Genomic DNA, 22,887 nt, shown 5'->3' with positions numbered 1-22,887 from the left:
CGCCCACGATCTGGCGGTGGTGCGTCAGGTGAGCGACCGCGTCGCGGTCATGCGCAAGGGCGAGGTCGTGGAGATGGGCGACAGCGACTCGGTCTACGAGAACCCGCGGAGCGACTACACCCGCCAGTTGCTGACGGCCGCTCCGCTGCTGGACCCCGACGAGGCCCGCCGTCAGCGCGCCGAGCGTGAGGCGCTGCGCGCCCGTGCCGCCGTCTGACCCGGAACTCCGGCCCGATCACGGGGGTCGGTCCGCACTCGCGGACCGGCCCCCGCCGGTGTTCCCGGGGCCCGGCCGGGGTCACCCGTCCGTGCGGTGCTCCGGCGGACGGCCGGTGGCGGCGGCGCAGAACAGGTCGGCCAGCTCGCGGGCGTAGTCCCCGGGAGAGGCCGAGGGGCGTTCGCGCAGGACGGCCGGCGCCCGGTGCATCGCGGCGAACATCGTGTCGGTGAAGACCTCGGGGTCGAACGCCCGGAACTCCCCGTGCCGCCGGCCCTCGGTCAGGAAGCCCACCAGTTCGGCCCGCCCGGCCCTCTCCGCCTCGGCGATCTCTCCGCGCAGCCTCTCGGGCAGGGTGGCGGCGGCCGTGATCTCCCGCCGGGCCGCCATCTCCCGAGGGTTGCGCGCGCAGTACCCGATGTGTCCGGTGATGATCCGGCGCAGGCCGTCCTCGAACCCTTCGAGGGGTTCCTCCCCGCCCTCCATCGCCCTGTCGAGTCGGGTGTCGATGTCGCCCAGGATCCGCCGGATCAACCGCTCCTTGGTCTTGAAGTGGTAGGTGATCAGGCCGGGACTGATCGACGCGCGTTCGGCGATGCGGACGAACGACGCCTTCGCGTACCCCTCCTCGGCGATGGTCTCGATCGCGGCCGCCACGATCTGATCGCGCCGTGCCGCCTCGACGAACGTCTCCCCGCTCGGGCTCGGATCATTTCCTGGTTGCATGTACAGTATCCTATATGCTCAACTAGGAAAGGGTCCAGTGCAACGGAAGGAGATGGACATGGCTGCCAGGACGCTCGCGTTGACGCGGGTCGGGACACTCGTCGGCGACACCCTGACACCGGTCGAGGGCACCGTCGTGATCACCGACGGGCGGATCACCGCCGTCGGTCCCGACGCCGCCGTTCCCGACGGGGCGCGGGTGCGCCCCCTGCCGGGACACACCGTGCTGCCCGGACTCGTCGACACCCACGTCCACCTCGGCGCCCCCGAGACCCGCGGGCCGCTGTCCCGGGTACGGGCGATCGCCGGGTGGTTCCGTTTCCAGCCGGGCAAACGCCGTTCCTTCCTCGCCCACGGCGTCACCACCGTGTGCAGCCTCGGTGACGAGAACGCCTGGGTCCACGACTTCCGTCGCCGCGTCGCCGACGGGACCCTGCCGGGGCCTCGGGTGCGCATCGCCGGCCCGCTCTTCACCGCCCCCGGCGGCCATCCGGTGGCCACCATCGGCGCCTCCCCGGACGACGACTGGGTCCGGGTCCCCGGGAGCCCCGATCAGGCCCGCGCGCAGGTCGCCGACCTGGCCGGCGGCGAGGACCCCGTCGACGTGATCAAGGTCGTCCAGGACCGGGGCGACCCCGCCCGCCGGGTCCTGGAGCCGATCGCCCCTCCGGTGCTGGCCGCCATCGTGGAGGAGGCCCACCGGCACGGCGTCCCGGTCGTCGCCCACTGGGGGACCCTCCCCGACCTGGCCGAACTCCTGGAGGCGGGGGCTGACCACCTCCAGCACCTGGAACCGCGCGGTCCGCTGCGGGGCTGGCCCGCCGACCTGTTGGAGACCATGGTGACGCGCGGGGTCACCCTCGCCCCGACCCTCGCGGTGACCGAACCGCGTCTGGACGCCGACACCGCCCGTGCCCTGCGCCACCGCGCCCGGGAGTTCCACGAGGCGGGCGGGGTCCTCCTCGCCGGCAGCGACGCCGGCACGCCCGCCGTGCGCTCGGGCGCCGGCCTGATCCGGGAGATCGGACTCCTCGCCGCCTGCGGTCTCACCCCGCGCGAGGCCCTGATCACCGCCACCACCGCCCCCGCCCGCGCCCTGGGGATCGACGGGGCCGGCGCGATCGCCCCGGGACGCGCCGCCGACCTGACGGTCGTCCACGGCGACCCGCTCACCGACCTCGATCCCCTGCGCCGGGTCGCCCTGGTCCTGCGCGACGGCCGCGTGGTCGTCGACACGGCCCGTCGCCGATGACCCGGAAGAGGACCTTCCCGACCTCCTCTCCCTCCCGAAGGGGAGGAGAGCGCGGGACCGCCCACCGGCGGCACGGGGCGTGCGCCTCGTCCCGGGGCGCCCCGTGGCCTTCCCGTACGACGATCCCGAGAGGCACATCACGATGACCCCCCACCGACCGCCCGCCGTCGTTCGTCACGGGGCGGGGTACCACCTGTTCCTGTGGACGGCCTTCCCACTGATCGGCGCGGCTCTGGGCCTGGTGCTGTCGATGCTCCCGGGGTGGCTGACCACCATGCCGGAGTGGGTGTTCGCGCTCCCGTTCCTGCCCGGACCGGACAAGGTCGAGATCCTGGCCCGGCTGAGCGGCCCGATCCTCACCGCCGTCCTCGTGGGTCTGGGCGTCGCGGGGGGCGGCCTCGTGGCCCTGTCGGCCTACGGGGAGATGATCACGGTCGAGGTGGCCGACGACACCGTGCGCGTGATCACCCCCGACCGGGCGACCGAGGTGGCACGCGACCGCTTCGGCGCCGCCTTCCTGGACGGCAAGGAGCTGGTCCTCCTCGACGCCGCGACCGCGGAGGTCGTGCGGGCGGCCACCGATCACGGCGCGAAGCGGCTGCGCGCCGCCTTCGAGGCGCACGGGTACGTCTGGGCCGACGGGGACCCGCACGGGGGCGACTACCGGCGTTGGCTGGACGGCACCCCGGACCTGGACGGGCACGTTCAGGCGCTGCTGCGCACCCGTCGGACCGCGCTGGAGAACAAGGACGCCGAGGACGCCGCCGGGCTGCGGGCCGAACTCGCCCGCCACGGCGTCGTCGTCCGTGACGAGGAGGGGCGTCAGCACTGGCGTCGTACGCCCGCCTCCCCGTCCGACGGAGACGCCTGAGGGGGCGTGCCGGGTCGACGGGACGTGGTGCCGTGGCCACCGGCGGGTGAGCACCTTCGCCGTCGGGGACACCCGTCTTCCGAGGCCGGACCACGCCCCTGCCGGCCGACCGGGAGGCGCGACGAGGGGTGGTGTGTCCGCCCTCCCACCGGCACCACCGGTCGCGGTCAGGTGCCGATGATCCCGCCGTCCTCCTTGCGCACCACCACCACCGCGCACCGGGGACGGCCCTTCGGGTCGAACCCGGGCCAGTTGCCCACCGCACGCGGGTTCTCGGCGGTGGGCCCGCCCGAGCGGGCGTCGGAGGACCCCGGCCCGCGCACCGCCACGAACAGGGTGCGCTGGTCGGGGGTGGCGCTCACCCCGGCGATCCCGCACCCGCGCGGGCCGGTCAGGAACCGGCGCGTCCGCCCGGTCCCGGGGTCGGCGCACAACAGCGCGCCGTTGCCCGGGTGTCCGCGTCCGGCCGCGCCGGCCGAGCGGGCGACATCGGTGGTGATCCACACGCGACCGTCGGCCCCGGCGAAGACCCCGCCCGGAGAGGTGAGCACGCCGCCCTGGCCTGAACCGCCCGCCTTGGCGAACTCCCGCCAGGCCAGCACGGTGGCGGCGTGGTCGAGCGCCCCCTCGGTCCACACCAGCAGGCGGCCGCCTCCACCGTCGCCGGCCTCGGGCAGGTACACCTCGCCGGTGTCGGGGTGGACCGTCGGCCGTCCCGGTCCCCGGAACGCGGTGGCCCCCACCGCCGCGGCGGCCTGGCGCGCCCGCAGCAGCACGTCCGCCCGGTCGGCGAACCCGTCCCGGACGGTCAGTCCGGTGCGGCCGTGCGTCAACGGCAGCCACGTCCCGGTCCCGTCCCGGTCCAGCCGCAGCGCGTACAGGGTCCCCTCGTCCAAGGGGCTCCCGGTCGCGGTGCGGGTCTGTTCCCAGGGGCGGGCCGCGACGAACTTGTACACGTGCGCGACGTCGCTCATGTACACCACGGGGCGGCCCCGCGACGCGGCGACGGCGATCCCGACGTGCGCGATCCGGCCCAGCGCGGTGCGCTTGGCGGGCGGGGCCGACGGGTCGAACGGGTCGATCTCCACCACCCAGCCGAACCGGTTCGCCTCTTTCGGGGTGCGGGCCAGGTCGAAGCGGTCGTGGTGGCGGTGCCAGCCGCGGGCGGAGCCGGCGGTCAGCCCGTAGGCCCGTTCGGTCGTCTCCGGGCGCCAGGAGGCGTTCCGGGAGCCGAAGACGTCGGGGAAGGCCTCCTCCCCGGTCAGATAGGTGTGCCAGGGGGTGAGGGCGTGCGCCGAGCCGCCGGTGGTCCCCGACGGGTCGGCGCCGGTGTCCAGGGCGCGGTGCCCGGCGAGCGGTCCGGAGAAGACCACGGGGGTGTCGGCGGTGATCCGCCGGTTGAGTTCGTCGCGCGCCTGCCGCCAGCGGCCTTCGGTCAGCTCGACCCGGATGACGGTGGCCCCGAGGGAGGCGATCTCCTTGGCGACGCGTTCGGCGGTGTCGGAGCGGCCGCCGTCGGTGTGCAGCAGGGTCGGGTCCAGGGCGGCGTGGCCGATCACCAGCAGGCCGTTGCGGACGCCCTCGCGTGAGGGTCCCATCGGCAGGTAGTGCAGTCCGCTGTGCCCGGTGCCGATCTGGAGGCGGGCCTGGGCGGCGGTGTTCCCGGCGTCGGGTCGCCAGGCGGGCCCGCCGGGGACGATGGGCGCGCCCCAGGGCGCCAGGACGCGGGAGGTGTACCCGGGGGGGACGGTGACCCGGTCGGCCCGGGTCACGGGCACCTCGGTGAAGCCGGGCGCGGTACCGCCGGCGGGGTCGGCCAGGGCCGGTCCGTGGGGGAGACCGGCCAGTGCCGCGGCCATGGAGCCCAGTCCGGCGGCGTGGAGCAGGTGGCGCCGGGTCAACGCGGGCCCTCGTCGGTCGGTCATGTCCCCTCCAGGCCGGAGTGTGTCGCACGCGCGACGAATGTCACTATCAGTAATGAGATAACCACAATAAGTGTGCGCTGTTGTGCATTGCGGCCTCGCGTCGCGCTGAGGAAATAAAAACGGTTATCATTTCCTTGCTAGGTGCGGAACGTGAAGGAGAGGTCCCATGGCACGCAATGAGCTCCGCCCCATCATCAAGCTCAAGTCCACCGCCGGAACCGGCTACACCTATGTGACGCGCAAGAACCGGCGCAACACCCCCGACCGCCTCACCCTGCGCAAGTACGACCCGGTGGTCCGCCGCCACGTCGACTTCAGGGAAGAGCGCTGACCCACCCCCGGAAGGGAACACGGACATGAAGACCGGTATCCACCCCGACTACCGACCCGTCGTCTTCCGCGATCGGGCCGGTGATTTCGCGATCCTCACCCGGTCCACGCTGAACAGCGAGAAGACCATCGAGTGGGAGGACGGGAACACCTACCCGCTGATCGACGTCGAGATCTCCAGCGCGAGCCACCCGTTCTACACGGGCAACGCCCGCGTCGTGGACACCGCCGGCCGCGTCGAGCGCTTCAAGCGCCGCTACGGCAAGTGACGATCGGGGCGCCGGGGGCCGTTCCCGGCGCCCCTCCCCGAGGAGAGGAACACGATGGCCGTACCCAAGCGCAGGATGTCGCGCTCCAACACCCGCAAGCGCCGCTCGCAGTGGCGGGCCGAGGTCCCCGACCTGGTGCCCATCACCCTGGAGGGCCGTGAGTACCGCGTGCCGCGCAACCTGATCCCGGCCTACCGGCGCGGGCTGCTGCCCCCGCCGGCCTAGAACCGCGTCGGCCACGGGGCGTCGGGAGAGGTCTCCGACGCCCCTTCGTCCTTCCCGGACCGGGAAACGGACTGGGCGAAACGCCATCGTCCCGGTGCCCGAACGCTCTCCGGGTCGGGCAGGCTGGTGGGGTGACGAGAACCGACACGGAGACCCCCCGCCCGGGTCCCAGCGCCGTACGCGCGCCGCGCAGACCCGTCGACCTCCTCGTGGGCGCCTGTGGACTGGGCGCGATCGCGGTCACCCTGCTCGTGGTGGGCGTGGTCACCGACGGTGACGTCGATTCCACCGGCCTGCGCTCCCTGCTGCCCGCCGGTCCGCTCTTCCTCGCCGCGCTGGGCGCCAACCTCGCCCTCATCCTGCTGGTCTGCTACTCGACGCTGCGCATCCTCTTCGGCGGCGCCCCGCGCGACCTGCTCCGGGTGAGCGTCGCCGCCGTCACCGCGTACGCCCTCACCTCCCTGATCAACGAGCTGCTGTTCTCGCTCATCGGCTCCGACGAGCTCGTACCGGGCATCCCCCTCCCTCCGCGCGACCTCTTCACCGGCGCCGCCCTCGGCTACGTCGCCGCGGCCCTCGCCTTCGGTCTCACCATGCCCGCCGGTCAGCCCCGGGTGCGCTCCCTGCTGTGGACGGCCTCCGGCACCGCCGCCGTGTGCGCCCTGCTGGCCGGGGTCACCAGCCCGCTCGCCCTCGTGCTGACGGTCATGATCGGTGTGACGTGCGCGGTACTCGTCCGGTACGCCGTCGGTGAGGCCGCCGCGCCCCCCGCGGACGGGCGGCTGACCACCGAACTGCGCCGGTTCGGCCTGGACCCCGTCGGCGTCTCCCCGGCCGGGAACGACGCCGAGGGCGATCCCCGCCATCTGGTGGAACTGGCCGACGGCCGCCGGGTCGAGGCCATCGTGCTCGCCTCCGAGAACACCGCCGGGTTCTGGCGGAGGCTGCGCGACCTGGTGCTGCTGCGCGGCCCCTTCGCCCCCCGCATCCTCTACGGGGTGCGCCGCCGTGCCGAGCACGCCGCCCTCATGGGGCACGCGGTGCGCGATGCCGGGGTGGCGACCCCGCGGATCCTCGCGGTGGGCGAACTCGGCCCCGGTACCGTTCTGCTGGTCCGTGAGCTCCCCGAGATCCTCCCCGTCGACGATCTGGCCGACGGGGACCTCACCGACGACCTGCTCGACCGCTTCTGGGAGGCCCTCCGGCGGATCCACCGTCACCGCATCTCCCACGGCGACCTGCACGGGGCCACGGTCGGCGTGGGCCGGGGGACCGGGGAGGCCGTGCTCACCGGGGTGGGCCGGGGGGCGGTGGCCGCGCCTCCGCTCACGGTCTCCCTGGACAACGCCGCCCTGGTCGCCCTGCTGGCCACCCGGGTGGGTGCCGAGCGCGCCGTCGCCTCCGCCGCGCGCGCACTCGGGGTGCCCGCGACCGCCGCCATCCTGCCGTTCCTGCAACCGCCCGGGCTGCCCTACCCCCTGCGCCGGGCCCTGCGCGCCGACAAGGAGCTCATGGGTCGGGTGCGGAACGCGATCACCGAGGTCGCCCCCGAGGCCCCGGTCGAGACGGCGCGGGTGGAGCGGATGCGGCCGCGCGCCGTGGTCAGCGGCATCGTCGTCACGGTCGTGGGCCTGGTCCTGCTCTACCAGCTCGCCGGCGTGAACCTTAGCAGCGTCGGACAGGCCGACCCCGGATGGACCCTGGCCGCGCTGGCGATGGCCACCCTCTGCATGGTCGCCGCCGCCATGGTGCTGATGGGGTTCACGCCCCTGAGGCTGCCCTGGTGGCGCACGGTCATGGTGCAGTACGCGGCGTCGTTCGTGCGCATCGCAGCCCCCGCCGGGCTGGGGTCGATCGCGATCAACACCCGGTTCGTCGTCAAGGCCGGGGCGCCCACGTCGCTGGCCCTGTCCGCGGTGGGGCTCACCCAGTTGGTGGGGTTCCTGGTGCACGTGCCGCTGCTGTTGGTGTGCGCCTATCTGACCGGGGCCTCGTACTGGACCGGGTTCACCCCCTCGCCGACGGTGGTGATCATCAGCATCGCGGTCACCCTGGTCGTGGCCTTCGTGCTGCTGTCGCCCCGGCTGCGCGGGGCCATCACCGACCGGACCCGCCCCTACCTGCGCGGGGTGCTGCCCCGGCTGCTGGACACCCTGCAACGGCCCAGGGCCCTGGCGCTCGGTCTGGGCGGGACCCTGCTGCTCACCGTGGCGTTCGTGCTGTGCCTGTACTTCTCGGTGCTGGCGTTCACCCCGGCCTCCCTCCAGGTGAGCCTGGTCGCGGTCGCCGTGGTCTTCCTGGCGGGGAACGCGATCGGTTCGGCCGCGCCCACCCCCGGCGGTCTGGGCGCGGTGGAGGCGGCGCTCATCGGCGGGCTCACCGCGGTGGCGGGTGTGCCGACGTCGATGGCGCTGTCCGCGGTGCTCCTGTTCCGGGTGCTCACGTTCTGGCTTCCGGTACTGCCGGGGTGGGGGGCCTTCTCCTACCTCCAGCGGCGGGAGGCCCTGTGAGTGCCCGGACACCGCGGTGGCCGTAGTGGGGTCGGGAAAGTTCAATGGCATGCCTTTTGTTGCAGAGTGTCGCAAAAGTGGATAGCCCTCATTTAAGGTCGATTGACTAGGAAATGCACGGGTGACACCCCTGCGCCTGCCACTGTGCAGAGGACCCCACGATGTGCCGTCCCTCCCTCGCCGTTCCCGCCGCGCTCCTCTTGGCGGCGACCGCCTGCGGCGCCCCCTCCGAGAATGCGGCCGAGCCTGCGGAAGGGACCGAGCGGCTGACCGTCGGCGCGAGGGCCGTCCCCGCCGGCGACATCCTGAACTTCATCGACGCCGAACCGGCCGCCGACACCGGACTCGACCTGGAGATCGTCGAGTACTCCGACTACATCGCCCCCAACGCCGCCCTCGCCGAGGGCTGGCTCGATGTCGACCTCTACCGGCACGAGCTGTTCCTGGTGGAGTGCAACGAGGACAACGGCACCGACCTGGTCGCCGTCGAAGGTCTACCTGCCGCCGCTGGGTCTGTACTCCCACACCGTCGACGCGGTTAAGGAACTGCCCGAGGGCGCCGACGCGGCGACCTTTTCCCTGTCCGACATCGAGGACGACCCCGAGGACCTGGTGTTCCGCGAGGTCGAGGCGGCCCAGTCGCCGCGCCCGCTCGACGACGTCGGCGCGGCGATCGTCAACAACGACTACGTCCGAGAGGCGGGTTTGGACTTCGAGGAGGACTCCATCCTCCTGGAGGCCTTCGACGACAACCCGTACGTGAACGTCCTGGTCGCCCGCGCCGACGACGTCGACGATCCGCGCATCACCACCTTGGTGGAGCTGCTCACCTCCCCGGAGACCGCAGCGTTCATCGAGGAGGAGTTCGGCGGCAGCGTCATCCCCGCCGCTCGGGGCCGACCCCCTCCTTCCGACGGCCGCCCTCCCCGCGTCGGGACCGGTGGCCGTCGTCGTTCACCAGTGGGAAGGGCGGTGGCGAAACCGCGCCTCGTGTAACAGACTGTGGAGGTCGTAGACGATCGGCTCGGTCCGATCGAACCTGTCCGCGTGATCGGCGCACCAAATCTCGATCGCCCGTGTCATCGTCACGATGCGCTGACTGATCTCGGGGTCGGTGCTCTCCTCGGGGCCGCGGGCGGCATGAAAGAGGACGCCGATCGCGTAGTTCCGGAGCGTCCTTTCCTCCAAGACCTGGGCGATCCATGGTCGAGCGGCCACTGATACCAGGTCCAGATCATCGTCGCCGCAGTCCATGACCACCCGCCACAGGTGTTTCAGCGTGGTGTACATTTCATCCGCCGTGTCGCCGCTCCGCTCGGCGGCGTCGGATAGGGCCACAAGCGCGCTCGGGGCGCCCGCACGCCCGGGATCGTCGGTCTCTTCGGCGGAGAGAACACGGACAATGAAGGTGAGGGCCGTGCGTGCCCGGGAGCCCTCCGTCCCCGTCCAGGACACGACCTCGGTCATGATCGCCGACCAGCCCTCGTCAGAGGCGGCTGCCAGACGTGTCAGGGCGTTGTGGACTTCGGCCCGGATACGTTCGTCCTCGGTGTCGGCCAGTCTGCGCAACCGCACCAGGGCTGCCCCGGGGTCTACCGCCCCGAGCTCCACGCAGGTGCGCGCGATGACACGGGCCTGCGTTTGGTCGGGGCTCTTCGCGGCCTCGTAGAGACGGCGTCGCATCCTCCTTCCGAAACCCGGCACGGTCACGATGCGCGCCGCGAACCGGGCTGCGGCATCGGCGGTGCCCGATTTCTTCACCCAAGAGTTGAAGACCTCGTTTGCCAGCGCCTCATCCCGGTGTCGAATCACGAACCGGGACCAGCAATCGGCCAGGACGACTGAGTGATCGCCCGTGTTTCCAAGGATGAGCGCCTCACTCCAGGCCAGTACCCTCTTCCTGGTGAGCGGGTGCTGCGACCAAAGGTGATCCATGACCGCGTCGGCGTAATCGGGCCGGTTGAACCGGACTCGCTCGCCGTTCTCGTGCATGGCGTCGATCCGTTCCAACGCCTCGTCCACTCCGGTTCCGGCGATCCCGCCGGAACGCCCGGAGGGCACCCTGAAATGCTCGGCGAGGGTGTCGGCTGCGGTGAGCACCGAAGTCACGGAAAGACCTTCGAGCATGGCCGTGGCGGTCAGGACAACCCGGTTCCAGATCCCCTCCTCACCTCGGTTCTCGGAGAACCATCGTCGCAGCTCCGCCTGCCAGTTCCGGTAGGCCGCCAGGGTCAGCGCCACCCACTCCGGGAAGTCGGTCGCCTCTGACAGGACCTCCAAGGCGACGCGGGCCAGTCGCACGGCGTCGGCGGGGGTCGCCCGGTCCAGAGCCACCTTGATCTCCGGGATTTCTGCCCACGGTTCGGCTGACCGGCCGGTGAGATGGAACAGATGCGAGGAGAAAACAGTGAGGGCATCGGTGGCCGAGACCTTCAGAGGACGAGAGAGGAGTCGTTCATGGGGGATCTGCGTGGGCCGGAGTATCACGATGACGGCTGCCCCCGCCCGGTTCGCCCGTTCCTGAAATCCTTCCACCTCTCTGAGTGCTTCTGTGACGTCTCCTTCTAGATCAGAGAGATCAAGGACGTATCCTCGCCCCCTGGCGTGCGGAGAGCGCGAGATGAGACGTTCGTCGCCATCGGCCACGGGGATCGTGTCGACGTTGAATCCGCAAGACCTGAGCACCGCGACGGCGGTGATCTCTCGCCCGTTGCCCGGCGCGCCCACGATGTACCCGAACCTCTCGGCACGGACAAGCTCACGGAAGGCGTCGTATTCCTCCCGGTCACGCGCGATGTGGACCTCCATCAGGTAGTCCTGGTATGCGCTGGGGAGCGACTGGGGGCGGAGGTGTTCGACGTCCCCGAAGTACACGACACCGTAAATGTCCCGAGCCTGGAGCAGCCGGGAGATGTAAGAAGCGGTCACCTCGTTGGAGACGTTGCCGTATTCGGAGGGGGTGGAGAAGGAGGGATCGTCCATGGTTCCTTTGCTCGCGCGGGTCATGGGGAGGGTTCGATTCCTCTTCTCCTTACCCGATCGGGGGCGGCCGTCGTCGTTCCCGGCCGGGAACGGTCCTCGAAGACTGCTTAGATGGTGCGCATGGACACCTCCGACATCGCCTGACGCCTGCCCGACCTCACCGTGGTACGCGAGATCGCCCGCAGGATGACGCTGTTGGAGTTCCTCGTCGTTCCCGACTCCGAGTACCTTCTGTGCACCTTCACACCGGGGTGGAGGCTCGGGCGGGACCTGGCGACCCGGGACAACGGGGGAGGGGACGACTACGCGATCGCGCTCTCGGAATCCGCCGGGCTCATCCGCTGCTTTTACCATGAGTCACGGGTTAGCCCCTACGGCAACGATGAGTGATTCCCGCCGGGAACCGTCGACGCCCTGCCAGAGAAGTTCACCGACCTTTTTGCCGCGCCAGGCTTCGTCGGCGACGAACTCGGCGTGACCGCCCTGCTGTGGTGGCGCACCGGCGACACGGGGTGGAGCAGTGGTGCCACCGGTGATGTGGACGACGGCGCCTCGTGGATGCTGCATGGGCTGTACGGGTCCGGATCCGGCCGCGCACCACCGGAACGAGTTCCAGGACTACTATGAGCGCCCGATCGCCCCGACTGCCGTGGGACGACCTGTTCCAGGGCCCCTCACCGAGGCACTGGTCGCAAGCCTCGCACCCGATGCCGACGTCGCCGACGAGGGCCGCTGCGCACGTCCGATCCGCGTCGGACAGGAAAGGGGCCGAGGTCTCACCGTTTCGCCGCCGGGCTCGGGCTCGGGCCTCCGTCGCCTGAGCCCGGCTCGGTGACCGCGCCGGCTCGGACGGGACCCGGGGCGGTCCGGGGGAGGGGCGAGGGGGTCAGAAGAGCTGACCCCGGACGGCCCCGTCGGGGAACTCACCCGTGTGCAGGTTCAGGTAGTACCCGTGCGGGTCCGCGTTGATCCGCTCGGCGACCGCCGGGTCCACGTGCGCGGTGCCGGAGATGGCGAAGACCGTGGCGGGCAGCGTCCCGGTGAACAGCTCGACCGCGATCGCGCCGTTCTCACCGGCCGCGCCCCGGTGGACGTGGCCCAGGGTGGGCGCCTCGGTGCCCTCCCATTCCAGGGCGAACGTCACCCGGTCCCCCTTGATCGAGATGAGCGCCCGGCCGTACCCCTCCGGGTCGCCCACCGCGGGACCGTCCGCGGTGGGCACCTCCTCGGCGCCGCTGAGCTCGGCCGTGAAGAAGACGGCCTTCTCGCCCCTGGTGGAGTTCGGATCGGGTGTCCCGGCGGGGCCGCCCCCGCCGGGTTCCCGTGGCCCCCGTGCTCGTCCGCGTGCGCGGCCCCGGCGGTGGCGATCATGACGGCGGCGGTGGCCGTCGCGAGGATACGTGTGCGCATGGTGAGGTGTCCGTCCCCGTTCGTCCGTGTCCCAGGCCCCCGTTCCCGGGGGAGTGGGGGCGATCGGTGCCGGATACGGCGCCCGTGCACGCGCGGTTCACCCGATGCCCCGGGACCCGGAGTGAACCGCGAGCGGGGCCCGCCCGTATCCGCATCCGAACGACGCACGACGAGACGACGGGAAGTCCCACCATGCGCACCCGAGCGCCCCTGACGGCCATCGCCGCCCTGTTCGTCCTGACCGCCTGCTCCACGGGGGCCTCCGACGACTCCGCCGCCCAGGACCCGTCCCCCTCCCCGGCGGAGATCGACCCGGTCGAGATCTCCCTGGTGGAGAGCGAGGTCGGCACGGCCCTGGCCGACGCCGAGGGCCGCGTCCTCTACGGGTTCACCAAGGACAAGGACGCCGAGAGCGTCTGCGAGGCGGACTGCATCGCCACCTGGCCCGCGCTGACCACGGCGGGGGACGTCGAACCGGGCGAGGGCCTGGACGCGTCGCTGCTCGGCACCACCGAGCGCACCGACGGCGTCACCCAGGTCACCTACGGCGAATGGCCGCTGTACTACTACGTCGGCGACGTCCTGCCCGAGGAGAGCAACGGCCAGGGCCTGGACGGGGAGTGGTCCCTCGTCGCCGCCGACGGCACCCTCGTCAAGGACGTGCCGTAGGGGCGTCGGGTCGCCGACGCGCCCCGGGCGGGACGCTCGGCGGCCCGACGCGTACCGTGAAGCGGCGGGTGCGAGGGGCGGCCCCCGGGGCCGGGACGGGAGAGACGATGTTCGAGTCGGGCGAGGACTGCGGCGAGGGGTTCGCCGGAACCTACGTGCTCGGTGCCCTGGAACCCGACGAACGGGCCGCGGCCGACGTCCACCTGCTCGTCTGCCCCTCCTGCCGGTCCCGCGTCCGCGACCTGGAGATCGTCCCCCGTGCCCTGGCGGACCTCCCGCTGGAGGAGTTCCTCACGGACTTCTCCGTCACCCCCGACCGGATCGAGGGCATCGCCCGCCGTGCGGTGGAACGCGCGGCGAACGACGGCGGACGGGCCGGGGGCGCGTGATCGTCGAACCCCGCGCCGGAACACGCCTCAGCGCCGGTACCCGCGGGCGCTCAACCGCTCCTTCAGGGCCCGCACCGCCTTGTGGGTGCGCGACTTCACGGTGCCCGGGGGGATCCCCAGGAGTTCGGCCGTCTCGTTGACGCCGCGCCCCAGGTAGTGGACGTGGACGAGGATCTCCCGGTGCATCGGCGACAGGTCCCGCAGGGCGTCCGCGACCACCTGCGCGGTGACGATCCGCTCCGTCGCGTCCGCCACCGGCCGCTCGTGCGCGTCGTCCGGAGGGACCTCGGCCGGGCGCACGCTCCGGGCCCGGTGCGCGTCGATGACCAGGCGCCGGACGACCGTGAACAGCCACGGTCGCAGCCCCTCGGGGGCGGTGTTCAGCGTCATCCGATTGCGCCAGGCGCGCAGGACGGCCTCCTGGACCAGGTCCTCGGCCCGGTGGACGTCGCGGTCCACCAGGCTCAGGGCGTACCGCAGCAGGACGGCGCCGTGGAGCTCGCACACGGCTCGGATGAACTCCGCTCCGGACTCCGGGGCGCCCCGGGGGTCGACCTCCAGGGTCGCGTTCGCTCGGTGCGGTTCGGGGATCGGCGTCATGGCGGGTGGGGACTCCGGCTCTCGTCGTCGGGTGGACGACAGCCATGAAACCGATCGCGTACTAAGGTGTCTGCGTACTCTTCCACATACGACGCCCTTTTCACCCGATGTGTCGCACGGCATACGCGGGGAGGGGCCCGTCCGTCCCTCGGGGGCCACCTCCCCGAGCCGACAGAGAACCCTCCATGGCTGAGACCACCTCCCCGGCACGCCCCCGTTCGGCCCGCCCGGTGCGCTTCATCGTGTGGAGTCTGCACCTCGCCGCGCCCCTGGCGGGACTGTGGATCCTCCTGGCGCGTCCGCACCTGGACGTCGAGTGGCACCACAACCCCGGACACTTCTGGCTGGTCCTGGGCGTGGCCCTGATCAACGTCGCCATGGGCCTGTGGATGGGGGTGGCCGCCCGACGCCGCGAGGACGGGCGCCTCTTCCTGGTGTCGCTGGCCTTCCTGTCCTCGGCCGGGTTCCTGGCCGTCCACGCCCTGCTCACCCCCGGCATGCTCGTCGCCGACGCGGGCATCGGGTTCGACCTCTCCCACCCGGTCGGGCTGATCATCGCCTCCGTCTTCGCCTTCGCGTCCTCCCTGGACCTGAACGCCGAACGCGGAGCCCGCGCCATGAGGGCCGAACGGCTCCTGTGGGCCCTCCTGATCGTCCTCATGGTCGCCTGGACCGTGGCCGGCCTGCTGGGGACACCGCCCCTGCACCTGCCCGCCCAGGCGCGTGACGTCGAGGGCGCCATGGTGCCGATCGCGGCGGCCTCGGCGCTGCTGTACGTCGCCGCCGCGGTGCGCTACTTCCTCATGTTCCGCCGCACCGCCTCCGCCGTCCTGCTCAGCCTGGTCACGGCGTTCGTGCTGCTGGCCGAGGCCATGGTCACCGTCATCCTGGCCGACAAGTGGCACCTGTCCTGGTGGCACTGGCACGTGCTGCTGGTGGCGGCGTTCGGGTTCATCGCCTACAGCGCCTACGTCCAGTACCGGCGCGAGGGCGCCACCGCCGGGGTGTTCGACGCGATCGTGCTGGAGGAGACCGCCCGCCGGATCCGCGCCGAGTACGAGGAGGCCATCGAGGAGTTCGTGGCCCTGCTGGGCGAGGGGGAGAGGACGGGATCCGCCCCTCCCCGGGGCGCCGACTTCGCCGCCTTCGCCGAGCGGTTCCGGCTCTCCGAGGGGCAGATCGCCGTGGTCGAACGGGCCGCGGCCGCCCTGGCCGCCGAGCGCGCCACCTCCCGGCGTCTGGCGGCCCTGGCGGAGGTCGCCCGCCGCACCCGGGTCGGCGACCAGGACGAGGACGCCTTCGTGCGCTCGGTCCTGGAGGTCGTGCGCCCCGCCTACGGGGACGTGAACATCGGTCTGGCCTCCGACGGGCGGATCCGCGTCGAGGACCGCGTCTACCCGGTCGGCCTGGGCGAGGAGGCCGGCACGGTGCGCGACGGGCGGTCGGTGCGTCCGCTGGTCGTGCGCGGCGGAACGGCCGGCGTCCTGGAGGGCCCGCTCCGCGAGGAGGAGGACTCGACCGCCTCCCTGGCCGTCCTGGCCGGCCAGCTGTCCATCTCGTTGGAGAACGTCCGGCTCTACCGGGAACTGGGCACCCTGTTCCGCCAGTACATGTCACCCGACGTGGCCGCGTCCCTGCTGGCCGACCCCGACCAGGCCGCGCTGGGCGGTCGGGTCCTGGAGGTGAGCGCCCTCTTCGCGGACCTGCGCGGGTTCACGACCTTCTCCGAGGCGGTGGAACCGGCCGAGATCGTGCGCATGCTCAACCGCTATCACAGCGCCGCCGTCCCGTGCGTGCTCGACAACGGGGGGACGATCGTGCAGTTCGTCGGCGACGCCCTGCTGGCCCTGTTCAACGCCCCCGCCCGGCAGGGCGACCACGCGCACCGGGCGGTGCGGGCGGCCCTGGCCATGCGCGACGCCTCCGAGCGCATCGCCGAGGAGAACCCGGACTGGCCGAGGTTCCGCATCGGGGTCAACACCGGCCCGGCCCTGGTGGGCAACATCGGCAGCGAGGAACTGCGCGGCTTCAACGCCATGGGGGACGCGGTCAACGTGGCGGCCCGGCTCCAGGCGATGGCCGAACCGGGACGGGTGGTGGTGGGCGACGCCACGCTGCGGGCCCTGGGGGAGGGCGTGCGCTCCCGGTCGCTGGGCGACCTGGCCGTCAAGGGCAGGCACGGGACGGTCCTGGCGCACGAGGTCCTCTCCGCGGGGGCGGCGGTGGAGACCCCGTGACGCCGGACGAGGGACCCTCGGAGTTCTGGGCGGGCCTGACGGAGCAGGAGCGCGCGGACCTGCGCCGGACGGGCACCGTGCGCCGCTGGTCCCGCCGGGAGATCCTCTTCCACGAGGGGGCCGCCTCCGATCTGGTCATCGTGGTCACGACCGGCCGGATCAAGGTCTCCTCCCACACCGCGGGCGGCAGCGAGGCGGTCCTCGCCGTCCGCGGCCCCGGCACGCTGGTCGGGGAGCTGGGGGTGATCGACGGCAGCCCCCGGTCGGCGACCGTGCAGGCCCTGGACGACCTGACCGCTCTGACGTTCACCCCGGAGCGGTTCGAGGCCTACCTCGAACGGTGGCCGCGGGTATCGCTGCTCCTGCTGCGCATGGTCGTCTCCCGGTTGCGCGACGCCGACCGCAAGCGGGTGGAGTTCGGGGCCCTGGACGCGGGACGGCGGGTGGCCTCGCGCCTGGTGGAGATGGCCGACCGCTTCGGTCGCGACTCGGGCGAGGGCGTGCGCGTGGACCTGCCGGTCTCGCAGGACGAGCTCGCCTCGTGGACGGGGGTGTCACGGGCCGCCGTGAACAAGTCCCTGGCGCTGCTGCGGGCCAGGGGGTGGATCAGCACCGGGCGGATGAACGTGACGCTGCACGACGTCCCCGCCCTGCGCGCCTACGCGGAGGACGCCTGAGCGCCGAGCGTCGCCTCCGAGCCCGGGGCCGGTCGGCCCAGGGGTCGGGACGCGGGGCGGTCCCGGTCCGGGGAAGGGTGACCGCCCCGGCGTGGACGGTGCGCCGGGGCGGTCTCGGGGAAGGGCTTTCGGGGCGGGGCGCCGTGGCCCCGCCCTGCGGATCAGGGGACGTCGGCGGGCAGCAGGTTCGTGAAGTCCTCCATGGTCGCGCCGGCGCCCAGGCCCACCAGCCGGCCGGCCTGGCGGGTGATCATGCGCTCCAGCACCTGGCGGGCGTAGCGGGCGTTGCCGAACGAGCCGTCCCGCGCCACGGTCGCGAAGTGAGCCGCGAGCGTCGCCGTGGTCTCCGGGCCGCAGACGTACCCGGAGGACGTCGCCATGCGGTCGACGATGGTGACCAGCTCCTCGTCGGAGTAGGAGGGGAACTCCACCCGGTGGTTGAACCGGGAGGCCAGACCCGGGTTGGAGTCCATGAACCGGTCCATCTCCACCGGGTAGCCGGCGACGATGACCGCGACCTCGTCGCGGTGGTCCTCCATCAGCTTGAGCAGGGTGTCCACCGCCTCCTGGCCGAAGTCGTTGCCCTCGCCCTTGGGGGTCAGCGTGTACGCCTCGTCGACGAACAGCACGCCGCCGCGGGCCCGCTCGAACACCTCGGCGGTGAGCTGCGCGGTGTGGCCCACGTAGCGTCCCACCAGGTCCGACCGGGCGGCCTCCACGACGTGGTCGCCGGGCAGGACCCCCAGGGTGTGCAGCAGCCGCCCGTACAGGCGCGCCACCGTGGTCTTACCGGTACCGGGAGGACCGGTGAACACCAGGTGGTGGCTCATCTGCGACACCGGCAGCCCCATCGCCTTGCGCTGTTCGGCCATGAGCAGCAGGTTGGTGAGGTCGTTCACGGTGTCCTTGACCTGGCCCAGGCCCACCAGCGCGTCCAGCTCCTCGCGCAGTTCGGTGATCCGCCGCCGCCGCTCGTCCGGGGTGTCCTCCGCGTCGACCACCGCCCCCAGGTCCTCCGGCAGCAGCAGCGTCAGGGACTCGTGGTCCTCGGAGGAGGAGGCGCCGAGCCGGTTCGCCTGGCGGTCGATCATCTCCTCGAAGACCTTGCGGGCCTCGCGTCCGTTGCCGAACGCGGGACCCTTGGGCATGCGCTCGAAGTGCTCGGCAAGCGCCGTCTCCGTCTCGGGGGCCATCCGGTAGCTGTTCGCCGAGCACAGGGCCCGCACGATCTCCACCAGTTCGGTCACCTCGTAGTTGACGAACTCGATGGTCTTGCTGAACCGTGACGCCAACCCGGGGTTGGCGTCCAGGAAGCGTTCCATGTCCTCCGTGTACCCGGCGACGATGACCGCGACCTCGTCGCGGTGGTCCTCCATCAGCTTGACCAGGGTGTCGATGGCCTCCCGGCCGAAGTCGGGGCCCTTGCCCGAGTCGGCGCCGCTGGAGAGGGTGTAGGCCTCGTCGATGAAGAGCACGCCCCCCTTGGCCTGCTCGAACACCTCGGTCGTCTTGATGGCCGTCCCGCCCACGTACTGGGAGACCAGGTCCGCCCGCGCGACCTCCACGACGTGTCCGTACCGCAGCACGTCGAGTTCGGCCAGGATGCGCCCGTACAGGCGGGCCACGGTGGTCTTACCGGTGCCGGGCGCGCCGCCGAAGACCAGGTGGCGGCTCATCGACGGGGTGGGCAGGCCCATCTCCGCGCGCCGCTGCGCCATCTGGTTGCGGGTGATGAGTGTTCGCACCTCCTGCTTGACGTTGCCCAGGCCGATGAGGGCGTCCAGCTCCTGCATCGGCCCGGTGTCCGCCGCGCCGTCGCCGTCGCCCGGTTCCTCCTCCAGCGGGGCCAGGGGCACCGTCGTGCCGGCCATCTCGCCGAACGCGTCGGGGGAGCCGTTGTCCTGGCTGAACAGGTCCTCGGTGCGGGCCTGATCGCTGGCCACGGTCTGGCGCAGCCCCGAGCGCCCGTTGTCGCGCACGGTGCACTCCTCGACCACCACCTCCTCGGTGGAGTGGACGAGGACGCCGTCGGCGCGGTTGCCGGACACCTCGCAGCGGCGCAGGGTCGCGCGCGCCCCGGCGGTGAGCAGCACACCGTTGCGGCGCCCCTCCCGTACCCGGGTGCGCAGCACCGTGGCCTTGCTCCCGCCGCGTACCGAGACGCCGTCGCCCGTCGACGCGGAGATCTCGCAGTCGCGGACGTCCGCCTCGCCGTCGGGGCCCACCGCCACACCGGCGTCCCGGGAGTCCACGACGCGCGCGCCCTCCAGCTCCAGCCGCCCGCCCTCGCGCACCGCCACCGAGGCGCTGCGCGTCCGCTCGAAGGTCATCCCCTCCAGCCTGCCGCGGGCCGACCCCTCCAGGAGGGCGCCGTGGCCGCCGGTGTCCTCCACGGTCATGCCGCGCAGGAAGGGGGCGCCGCCGGTGATGACGATGCCGTGCCCGGTCGTTGCGCGGATCTCGCCGCGGTCGAACTCCACCACGCCGTCCTCGGCCAGCAGGAGCCCGCCGCCTCCCTTGACCCGCAGGCCCAGGAACGCGGTCGCCGCCCTGCCGCCGGAGCGGACCGCGTCCCCCTGGGACCCCTCGATCTCGCAGTCCGACAGCATGCCGCGCGCCCGTTCCGTCACGTGCACGCCCGCGCCCTTGGCGCGCAGCACCCTGGTCCGGGACACCTGGGGGTCACAGCTCCCGCGGACGACGAGGCCGTCGCCTCCGACCTCCTCGATCGTGCAGTCCTCGACCACGGGCCGCGCCTGGCTGGACAGGGTGATCCCGTCCTTCTCCGTGTGGTGCACGTACAGTCCGCGCAGCGTGGTCGCCGCTCCGTCCTCCAGGGCCACGCCGGGCTTGCCGGTCGCGGTGATCTCGCAGCCCTCCAGGACGCCGGTCGCCTCGCCGCTGGCGAACAGGCCGTTGCCCTTGGCGTCGCGGAACACGCAGGAACGCACCACCGGCCGGCCCTGCTCGCCGATGACCAGCGCGCTGGTCCCGACCTCCTCGATCACGCACTCCTCGATGAGGCTCGGTCCGGGGGAGACGATGACCACTCCCGCCCCCTCGGTGCAGCTGACCCGGGTGCCGCGCATGGCCACCGCGCCGCCGCCGCGCACCGAGACGGCCGACCAGGACACCCCCGACACCTCGCAGTCGGCCATCTCGACCTGGCCCGCGGGGATGTCCACGGTGGGGCGCTCCTCGTCGCGTCCGCGCAGGACGAGACCGGAGAGTTTCACCGCCTCCGCGCCCGAGAGCACGGTGCTCCCGGCGGAGCTGGTGACCTCGACGCTGCCCCGACCGTCGCGCGCGACCAGGGTGACCACCTCGCGCAGGACGAGGTTCTCCTCATAGCGTCCGGGGGCGATGGTGATCAGCGCGCCGCCGGCGGCCGCCTCCAGAGCCGAGGTGATGGAGCCGTGGGCTCCCTGGGCATCGGGGTCGACGGTGAGGAGCTGCCTGCTCATCGTTGCCTTCCTTGTTCGTCCGGCCGATGGGGCCGGGTAGGGGGAAGGCGGGACGGTCGTTCGCGACCGCCCCGCCGTACGGTGGATGGTCAGGTGCAGGAGGCCCGCACCGCGGAAGCGGCCACGTGGGCGCTCGCACCGTCCTCTGTGTCGAGCGGGTCCGCCCCCGCGTTGGTGAGCTGGACGGTGAACGACTCGGAGGGGGTGACGAAACCGGTCACCTGGACCCACCCGCCCCGGACCTGAGACTGGTCGAAACCGAACACGGCCACGGTCGGCTCCTCCACCCCGGCCCCCGGCCGGATCTCGTACCGGGCTTCGCCGGGCGCGATCCACAGGGGACTCTCGTCGTCCGGCACGTGGACGTACAGTTCGCAGACGGCGCCCTCACGTCCGGGGGTGAAGGTCCACGTCGCGTACTGCCCGTTCCCGCGCTCGGGGTCGCCGGACACGGGGATGGCGTCGTAGTCGCCCTCGCATCCCTCCTGAACGTGGCCGCCCGGCCGTGTCGCCCAGCTGTCGGTCCCCTCCGCGCTGTCCCAGCGGCCCTCGTGGCCGTAGGAGGAGTGCCCGGTCATGGGGCAGCCGGGACCGCTGATGGCCAGGTAGGTCTCGTCGGCGGGTACCAGCCGCTCGGTGGCGCCCTCCAGGATGGAGGAGGGCTCGCCGGTCTCCCCGTCCGCGACGGGCGGGGTGTCCTGGAGCGCCTGCGCGTCGGTGCCGGGGGTGTCCGGTTCCCCGGCGGGGGCGTCCATCGGGGTCTCCCCGTCCGCCGTCTCTCCGGCCGTTCCCCCGGTCGTCTCCCCGGTGGTGCCGGTGTCGCCGGTCCCGGCGCCCTGGGAGCCCTCGGTCGCGGCACCCTCCCCGTTCGCGGCACCCTCGGCGCCGGTGTCGCCGGCGGCCTCACCGCCCTCGGGGGACCCCGTGCCCTCACCGGTCCCCTCGGCGCCGGAGGCGCCCTCACCGTCGACGGGGGTCTCCCCGTCGGACGCGCCCTCGTCCTCGGCACCCGGGGCGCCCTCGGTGGCGGGCCGCTCGGCGCCGGCCGCGGACACGCCCTCGGGAGAGGTCTCCCCGCCGGCGACGGAGCCCTCCGTCACCGGCGCGTCCTCGACCGCCCCGCCCTCGGAGGGCGAGGAGGTCTCCACCGAGGAGCCGCCGGAGGCGTCGCCCGGGTCGGGCATCGTGGGCGCGGTCATGTCCTGGCGCACCTCCGGCACGTAGCCGGTGTCCTCGGCCACGTCGGTCACCGGGGAGCCGCCGTCGCCGCCGGACACGGAGGCCGTGTTGGAGCCGACCGAGGTGTGCTGGTCGCCGCCCGTCTGTACCTGGCCCCCCGCGGCGGAGCCGTCCGCCATCGGCTGCTGGTTCGCCGTGACGTTCAGCGAGGCCGCGGGGACGCCCGTGGCGACGGCGAAGGGGGCCGCGACCAAGATGAGTCCGGCGATGGCCGCTCCGGCCATCAGCGGCGCACTCGGGCGATCCAGGGCGGGCTCCGCCTCCGACGCGTCGACCCGCTCGGCCCCGCCGAGCACCGACCCGATCCTGCGGGCCGGCCGCTCCTGCGCGGGCACGGCGTCGACGATCGGAGTCGAGGTGGCCTCGACGAGCGGTTCGAGCCGCCGACCGGCGGTCGTGGTCGTCTCCCCGCCCAGTGCCGAGAGAAAGGCGTCCCCGGTCCGGTCCTGGGCGGGGGCGTCCTGCGGGAGCGGTGCCGCGTCCACCCGCTGCCGCTCGGGGGCGCCGTCCCCCGACGCCGACCGCGGGTTCATCGACGGCCTCCGGACAGGTCGTCGATGCCGATGTTCCCGACGGAGTCGACATTGACGTCTTCGAGGGTATGGAAGCCGTTGGTGCTCTGTAGTGTGCCGTCGGCCAACTGGCGCAGGGCCACGGCGATGAGGTCCAGCAGTTCGTAGAGGTCCTCCTTCGCGCCGCCGACGTTCTTCTCCATCTGCTCGGCGTACTCGCCCTTCACACCCCACGGCTTGTCCTCGGGGGGGCACGCGGCCCTCGTCCACGCGTTGAGTTTCTCGGCGAACTCGGCCGCGGCGTAGATCTGTGCCCCCTCCCTGCCCATACCCTCCGTATTGACGAAAAGGCCATCCTGTGACATCCCGGTCCTCCTTCGGGC

At 72.6% G+C, this 22,887-nt stretch carries 22 protein-coding genes; 14 read left to right on the top strand and 8 right to left on the bottom strand.

Features of this window, described 5'->3' with window-relative positions; translation table 11 throughout:
- Window positions 1-217: ABC transporter ATP-binding protein (locus PWG71_RS11465; protein WP_446725009.1), on the top strand; the 217-nt coding region annotated here is incomplete at its 5' end.
- Between the two features lie 81 nt (window positions 218-298).
- Here the strand turns inward: PWG71_RS11465 and PWG71_RS11460 are convergent.
- Window positions 299-943: a TetR/AcrR family transcriptional regulator gene (locus PWG71_RS11460; protein WP_274809658.1), complete on the bottom strand. Its 645-nt coding sequence runs from the start codon at window positions 941-943 to the stop codon at window positions 299-301.
- A gap of 58 nt (window positions 944-1,001) precedes the next feature.
- Here PWG71_RS11460 and PWG71_RS11455 point away from each other — a divergent pair, with 58 nt between their 5' ends.
- Both PWG71_RS11455 and PWG71_RS11450 read left to right on the top strand, forming a co-directional pair.
- Window positions 1,002-2,195, top strand: a complete 1,194-nt coding sequence (locus tag PWG71_RS11455) for an amidohydrolase family protein (RefSeq protein WP_274809657.1) — start codon at window positions 1,002-1,004, stop codon at window positions 2,193-2,195.
- A gap of 142 nt (window positions 2,196-2,337) precedes the next feature.
- Window positions 2,338-3,066 carry a YqeB family protein gene (locus PWG71_RS11450; protein WP_274809656.1) on the top strand — a complete coding sequence of 243 codons (729 nt, stop codon included), beginning with the start codon at window positions 2,338-2,340 and terminating at the stop codon, window positions 3,064-3,066.
- Window positions 3,067-3,233: 167 nt separating this feature from the next.
- On the opposite strand, the gene PWG71_RS11445 is transcribed toward PWG71_RS11450, so the two are convergent.
- The gene (locus PWG71_RS11445; protein ID WP_274809655.1) at window positions 3,234-4,991 is read right to left on the bottom strand and encodes a PhoX family protein; all 1,758 of its coding nucleotides are present in this window, start codon (window positions 4,989-4,991) and stop codon (window positions 3,234-3,236) included.
- A gap of 166 nt (window positions 4,992-5,157) precedes the next feature.
- Here PWG71_RS11445 and rpmG point away from each other — a divergent pair, with 166 nt between their 5' ends.
- From rpmG to PWG71_RS11415, 6 genes are all read left to right on the top strand, one after another.
- On the top strand, window positions 5,158-5,322 hold the full coding sequence (gene rpmG, locus PWG71_RS11440; protein WP_274809654.1) for a 50S ribosomal protein L33: 165 nt from the start codon (window positions 5,158-5,160) through the stop codon (window positions 5,320-5,322).
- A 25-nt stretch (window positions 5,323-5,347) separates the two neighbouring features.
- Entirely contained in the window at window positions 5,348-5,590 is a 243-nt protein-coding gene (locus PWG71_RS11435) for a type B 50S ribosomal protein L31 (RefSeq protein WP_274809653.1), read from the top strand.
- 54 nt (window positions 5,591-5,644) lie between these two features.
- The gene (gene rpmF / locus PWG71_RS11430) at window positions 5,645-5,815 is read left to right on the top strand and encodes a 50S ribosomal protein L32 (protein ID WP_274809652.1); all 171 of its coding nucleotides are present in this window, start codon (window positions 5,645-5,647) and stop codon (window positions 5,813-5,815) included.
- A 131-nt stretch (window positions 5,816-5,946) separates the two neighbouring features.
- A complete protein-coding gene (locus PWG71_RS11425) occupies window positions 5,947-8,325 on the top strand; it encodes a lysylphosphatidylglycerol synthase transmembrane domain-containing protein (RefSeq protein WP_274809651.1) in 2,379 nt (792 codons plus the stop codon).
- Window positions 8,326-8,486: 161 nt separating this feature from the next.
- Complete coding sequence (locus PWG71_RS11420; RefSeq protein WP_274809650.1) at window positions 8,487-8,867, top strand: MetQ/NlpA family ABC transporter substrate-binding protein; 381 nt, start codon at window positions 8,487-8,489, stop codon at window positions 8,865-8,867.
- A 70-nt stretch (window positions 8,868-8,937) separates the two neighbouring features.
- The gene (locus tag PWG71_RS11415) at window positions 8,938-9,321 is read left to right on the top strand and encodes a MetQ/NlpA family ABC transporter substrate-binding protein (RefSeq protein ID WP_274809664.1); all 384 of its coding nucleotides are present in this window, start codon (window positions 8,938-8,940) and stop codon (window positions 9,319-9,321) included.
- On the opposite strand, the gene PWG71_RS11410 is transcribed toward PWG71_RS11415, so the two are convergent.
- Complete coding sequence (locus PWG71_RS11410; RefSeq protein WP_274809649.1) at window positions 9,280-11,307, bottom strand: hypothetical protein; 2,028 nt, start codon at window positions 11,305-11,307, stop codon at window positions 9,280-9,282. The genes PWG71_RS11415 and PWG71_RS11410 overlap by 42 nt on opposite strands.
- Window positions 11,308-11,469: 162 nt before the next feature.
- On the opposite strand from PWG71_RS11410, the gene PWG71_RS11405 reads away from it, so the two are divergent.
- Window positions 11,470-11,697 (top strand): hypothetical protein, encoded by a 228-nt coding sequence (locus tag PWG71_RS11405; protein WP_274809648.1) that lies wholly within the window; start codon window positions 11,470-11,472, stop codon window positions 11,695-11,697.
- 496 nt (window positions 11,698-12,193) lie between these two features.
- Here the strand turns inward: PWG71_RS11405 and PWG71_RS11400 are convergent, their stop codons facing one another.
- Window positions 12,194-12,781: a CHRD domain-containing protein gene (locus PWG71_RS11400; RefSeq protein WP_274809663.1), complete on the bottom strand. Its 588-nt coding sequence runs from the start codon at window positions 12,779-12,781 to the stop codon at window positions 12,194-12,196.
- 128 nt (window positions 12,782-12,909) lie between these two features.
- Here PWG71_RS11400 and PWG71_RS11395 point away from each other — a divergent pair, with 128 nt between their 5' ends.
- Together PWG71_RS11395 and PWG71_RS11390 are read left to right on the top strand one after the other, a co-directional pair.
- On the top strand, window positions 12,910-13,386 hold the full coding sequence (locus PWG71_RS11395) for a COG4315 family predicted lipoprotein (RefSeq protein ID WP_274809647.1): 477 nt from the start codon (window positions 12,910-12,912) through the stop codon (window positions 13,384-13,386).
- 107 nt (window positions 13,387-13,493) lie between these two features.
- On the top strand, window positions 13,494-13,775 hold the full coding sequence (locus PWG71_RS11390; RefSeq protein ID WP_274809646.1) for a zf-HC2 domain-containing protein: 282 nt from the start codon (window positions 13,494-13,496) through the stop codon (window positions 13,773-13,775).
- Between the two features lie 27 nt (window positions 13,776-13,802).
- Here PWG71_RS11390 and PWG71_RS11385 read toward each other — a convergent pair whose 3' ends face one another.
- Window positions 13,803-14,375, bottom strand: a complete 573-nt coding sequence (locus PWG71_RS11385; protein WP_274809645.1) for a sigma-70 family RNA polymerase sigma factor — start codon at window positions 14,373-14,375, stop codon at window positions 13,803-13,805.
- A 185-nt stretch (window positions 14,376-14,560) separates the two neighbouring features.
- On the opposite strand from PWG71_RS11385, the gene PWG71_RS11380 reads away from it, so the two are divergent.
- Both PWG71_RS11380 and PWG71_RS11375 read left to right on the top strand, forming a co-directional pair.
- A complete protein-coding gene (locus tag PWG71_RS11380; protein ID WP_274809644.1) occupies window positions 14,561-16,612 on the top strand; it encodes an adenylate/guanylate cyclase domain-containing protein in 2,052 nt (683 codons plus the stop codon).
- Window positions 16,609-17,289, top strand: a complete 681-nt coding sequence (locus tag PWG71_RS11375) for a Crp/Fnr family transcriptional regulator (RefSeq protein WP_274809643.1) — start codon at window positions 16,609-16,611, stop codon at window positions 17,287-17,289. The genes PWG71_RS11380 and PWG71_RS11375 overlap by 4 nt, the downstream gene beginning before the upstream one ends.
- A 161-nt stretch (window positions 17,290-17,450) precedes the next feature.
- Here the strand turns inward: PWG71_RS11375 and PWG71_RS11370 are convergent, their stop codons facing one another.
- The 3 genes from PWG71_RS11370 to PWG71_RS11360 form a co-directional block, all read right to left on the bottom strand.
- Window positions 17,451-20,753 carry a right-handed parallel beta-helix repeat-containing protein gene (locus PWG71_RS11370; RefSeq protein ID WP_274809642.1) on the bottom strand — a complete coding sequence of 1,101 codons (3,303 nt, stop codon included), beginning with the start codon at window positions 20,751-20,753 and terminating at the stop codon, window positions 17,451-17,453.
- 89 nt (window positions 20,754-20,842) lie between these two features.
- Window positions 20,843-22,525, bottom strand: coding sequence for a hypothetical protein (locus PWG71_RS11365; RefSeq protein WP_274809641.1), 1,683 nt, complete (start codon window positions 22,523-22,525; stop codon window positions 20,843-20,845).
- Entirely contained in the window at window positions 22,522-22,869 is a 348-nt protein-coding gene (locus PWG71_RS11360) for a hypothetical protein (protein ID WP_274809640.1), read from the bottom strand. Before PWG71_RS11360 ends, PWG71_RS11365 begins: the two co-directional genes overlap by 4 nt.
- Window positions 22,870-22,887: the final 18 nt, after the last annotated feature.

The sequence above is a fragment of the Nocardiopsis sp. N85 genome, from assembly GCF_028882275.1.
GTDB classification, from domain to species: Bacteria; Actinomycetota; Actinomycetes; order Streptosporangiales; family Streptosporangiaceae; genus Nocardiopsis; species Nocardiopsis lambiniae.
This window is presented reverse-complemented; position numbering and strand designations above follow the sequence as displayed.

What these genes read in the sequence shown, in the direction of transcription:
- PWG71_RS11435 (WP_274809653.1), top strand. Translation starts at nt 5,348, where the DNA reads ATGAAGACCGGTATCCACCCCGACTACCGACCCGTCGTCTTCCGCGAT.
- PWG71_RS11450 (WP_274809656.1), top strand. Translation starts at nt 2,338, where the DNA reads ATGACCCCCCACCGACCGCCCGCCGTCGTTCGTCACGGGGCGGGGTAC.
- PWG71_RS11360 (WP_274809640.1), bottom strand. Translation starts at nt 22,869, where the DNA reads ATGTCACAGGATGGCCTTTTCGTCAATACGGAGGGTATGGGCAGGGAG.
- PWG71_RS11455 (WP_274809657.1), top strand. Translation starts at nt 1,002, where the DNA reads ATGGCTGCCAGGACGCTCGCGTTGACGCGGGTCGGGACACTCGTCGGC.
- PWG71_RS11460 (WP_274809658.1), bottom strand. Translation starts at nt 943, where the DNA reads ATGCAACCAGGAAATGATCCGAGCCCGAGCGGGGAGACGTTCGTCGAG.
- PWG71_RS11380 (WP_274809644.1), top strand. Translation starts at nt 14,561, where the DNA reads ATGGCTGAGACCACCTCCCCGGCACGCCCCCGTTCGGCCCGCCCGGTG.
- rpmG (WP_274809654.1), top strand. Translation starts at nt 5,158, where the DNA reads ATGGCACGCAATGAGCTCCGCCCCATCATCAAGCTCAAGTCCACCGCC.
- rpmF (WP_274809652.1), top strand. Translation starts at nt 5,645, where the DNA reads ATGGCCGTACCCAAGCGCAGGATGTCGCGCTCCAACACCCGCAAGCGC.
- PWG71_RS11445 (WP_274809655.1), bottom strand. Translation starts at nt 4,991, where the DNA reads ATGACCGACCGACGAGGGCCCGCGTTGACCCGGCGCCACCTGCTCCAC.
- PWG71_RS11385 (WP_274809645.1), bottom strand. Translation starts at nt 14,375, where the DNA reads ATGACGCCGATCCCCGAACCGCACCGAGCGAACGCGACCCTGGAGGTC.
- PWG71_RS11420 (WP_274809650.1), top strand. Translation starts at nt 8,487, where the DNA reads ATGTGCCGTCCCTCCCTCGCCGTTCCCGCCGCGCTCCTCTTGGCGGCG.
- PWG71_RS11395 (WP_274809647.1), top strand. Translation starts at nt 12,910, where the DNA reads ATGCGCACCCGAGCGCCCCTGACGGCCATCGCCGCCCTGTTCGTCCTG.
- PWG71_RS11365 (WP_274809641.1), bottom strand. Translation starts at nt 22,525, where the DNA reads ATGAACCCGCGGTCGGCGTCGGGGGACGGCGCCCCCGAGCGGCAGCGG.
- PWG71_RS11370 (WP_274809642.1), bottom strand. Translation starts at nt 20,753, where the DNA reads ATGAGCAGGCAGCTCCTCACCGTCGACCCCGATGCCCAGGGAGCCCAC.
- PWG71_RS11390 (WP_274809646.1), top strand. Translation starts at nt 13,494, where the DNA reads ATGTTCGAGTCGGGCGAGGACTGCGGCGAGGGGTTCGCCGGAACCTAC.
- PWG71_RS11410 (WP_274809649.1), bottom strand. Translation starts at nt 11,307, where the DNA reads ATGGACGATCCCTCCTTCTCCACCCCCTCCGAATACGGCAACGTCTCC.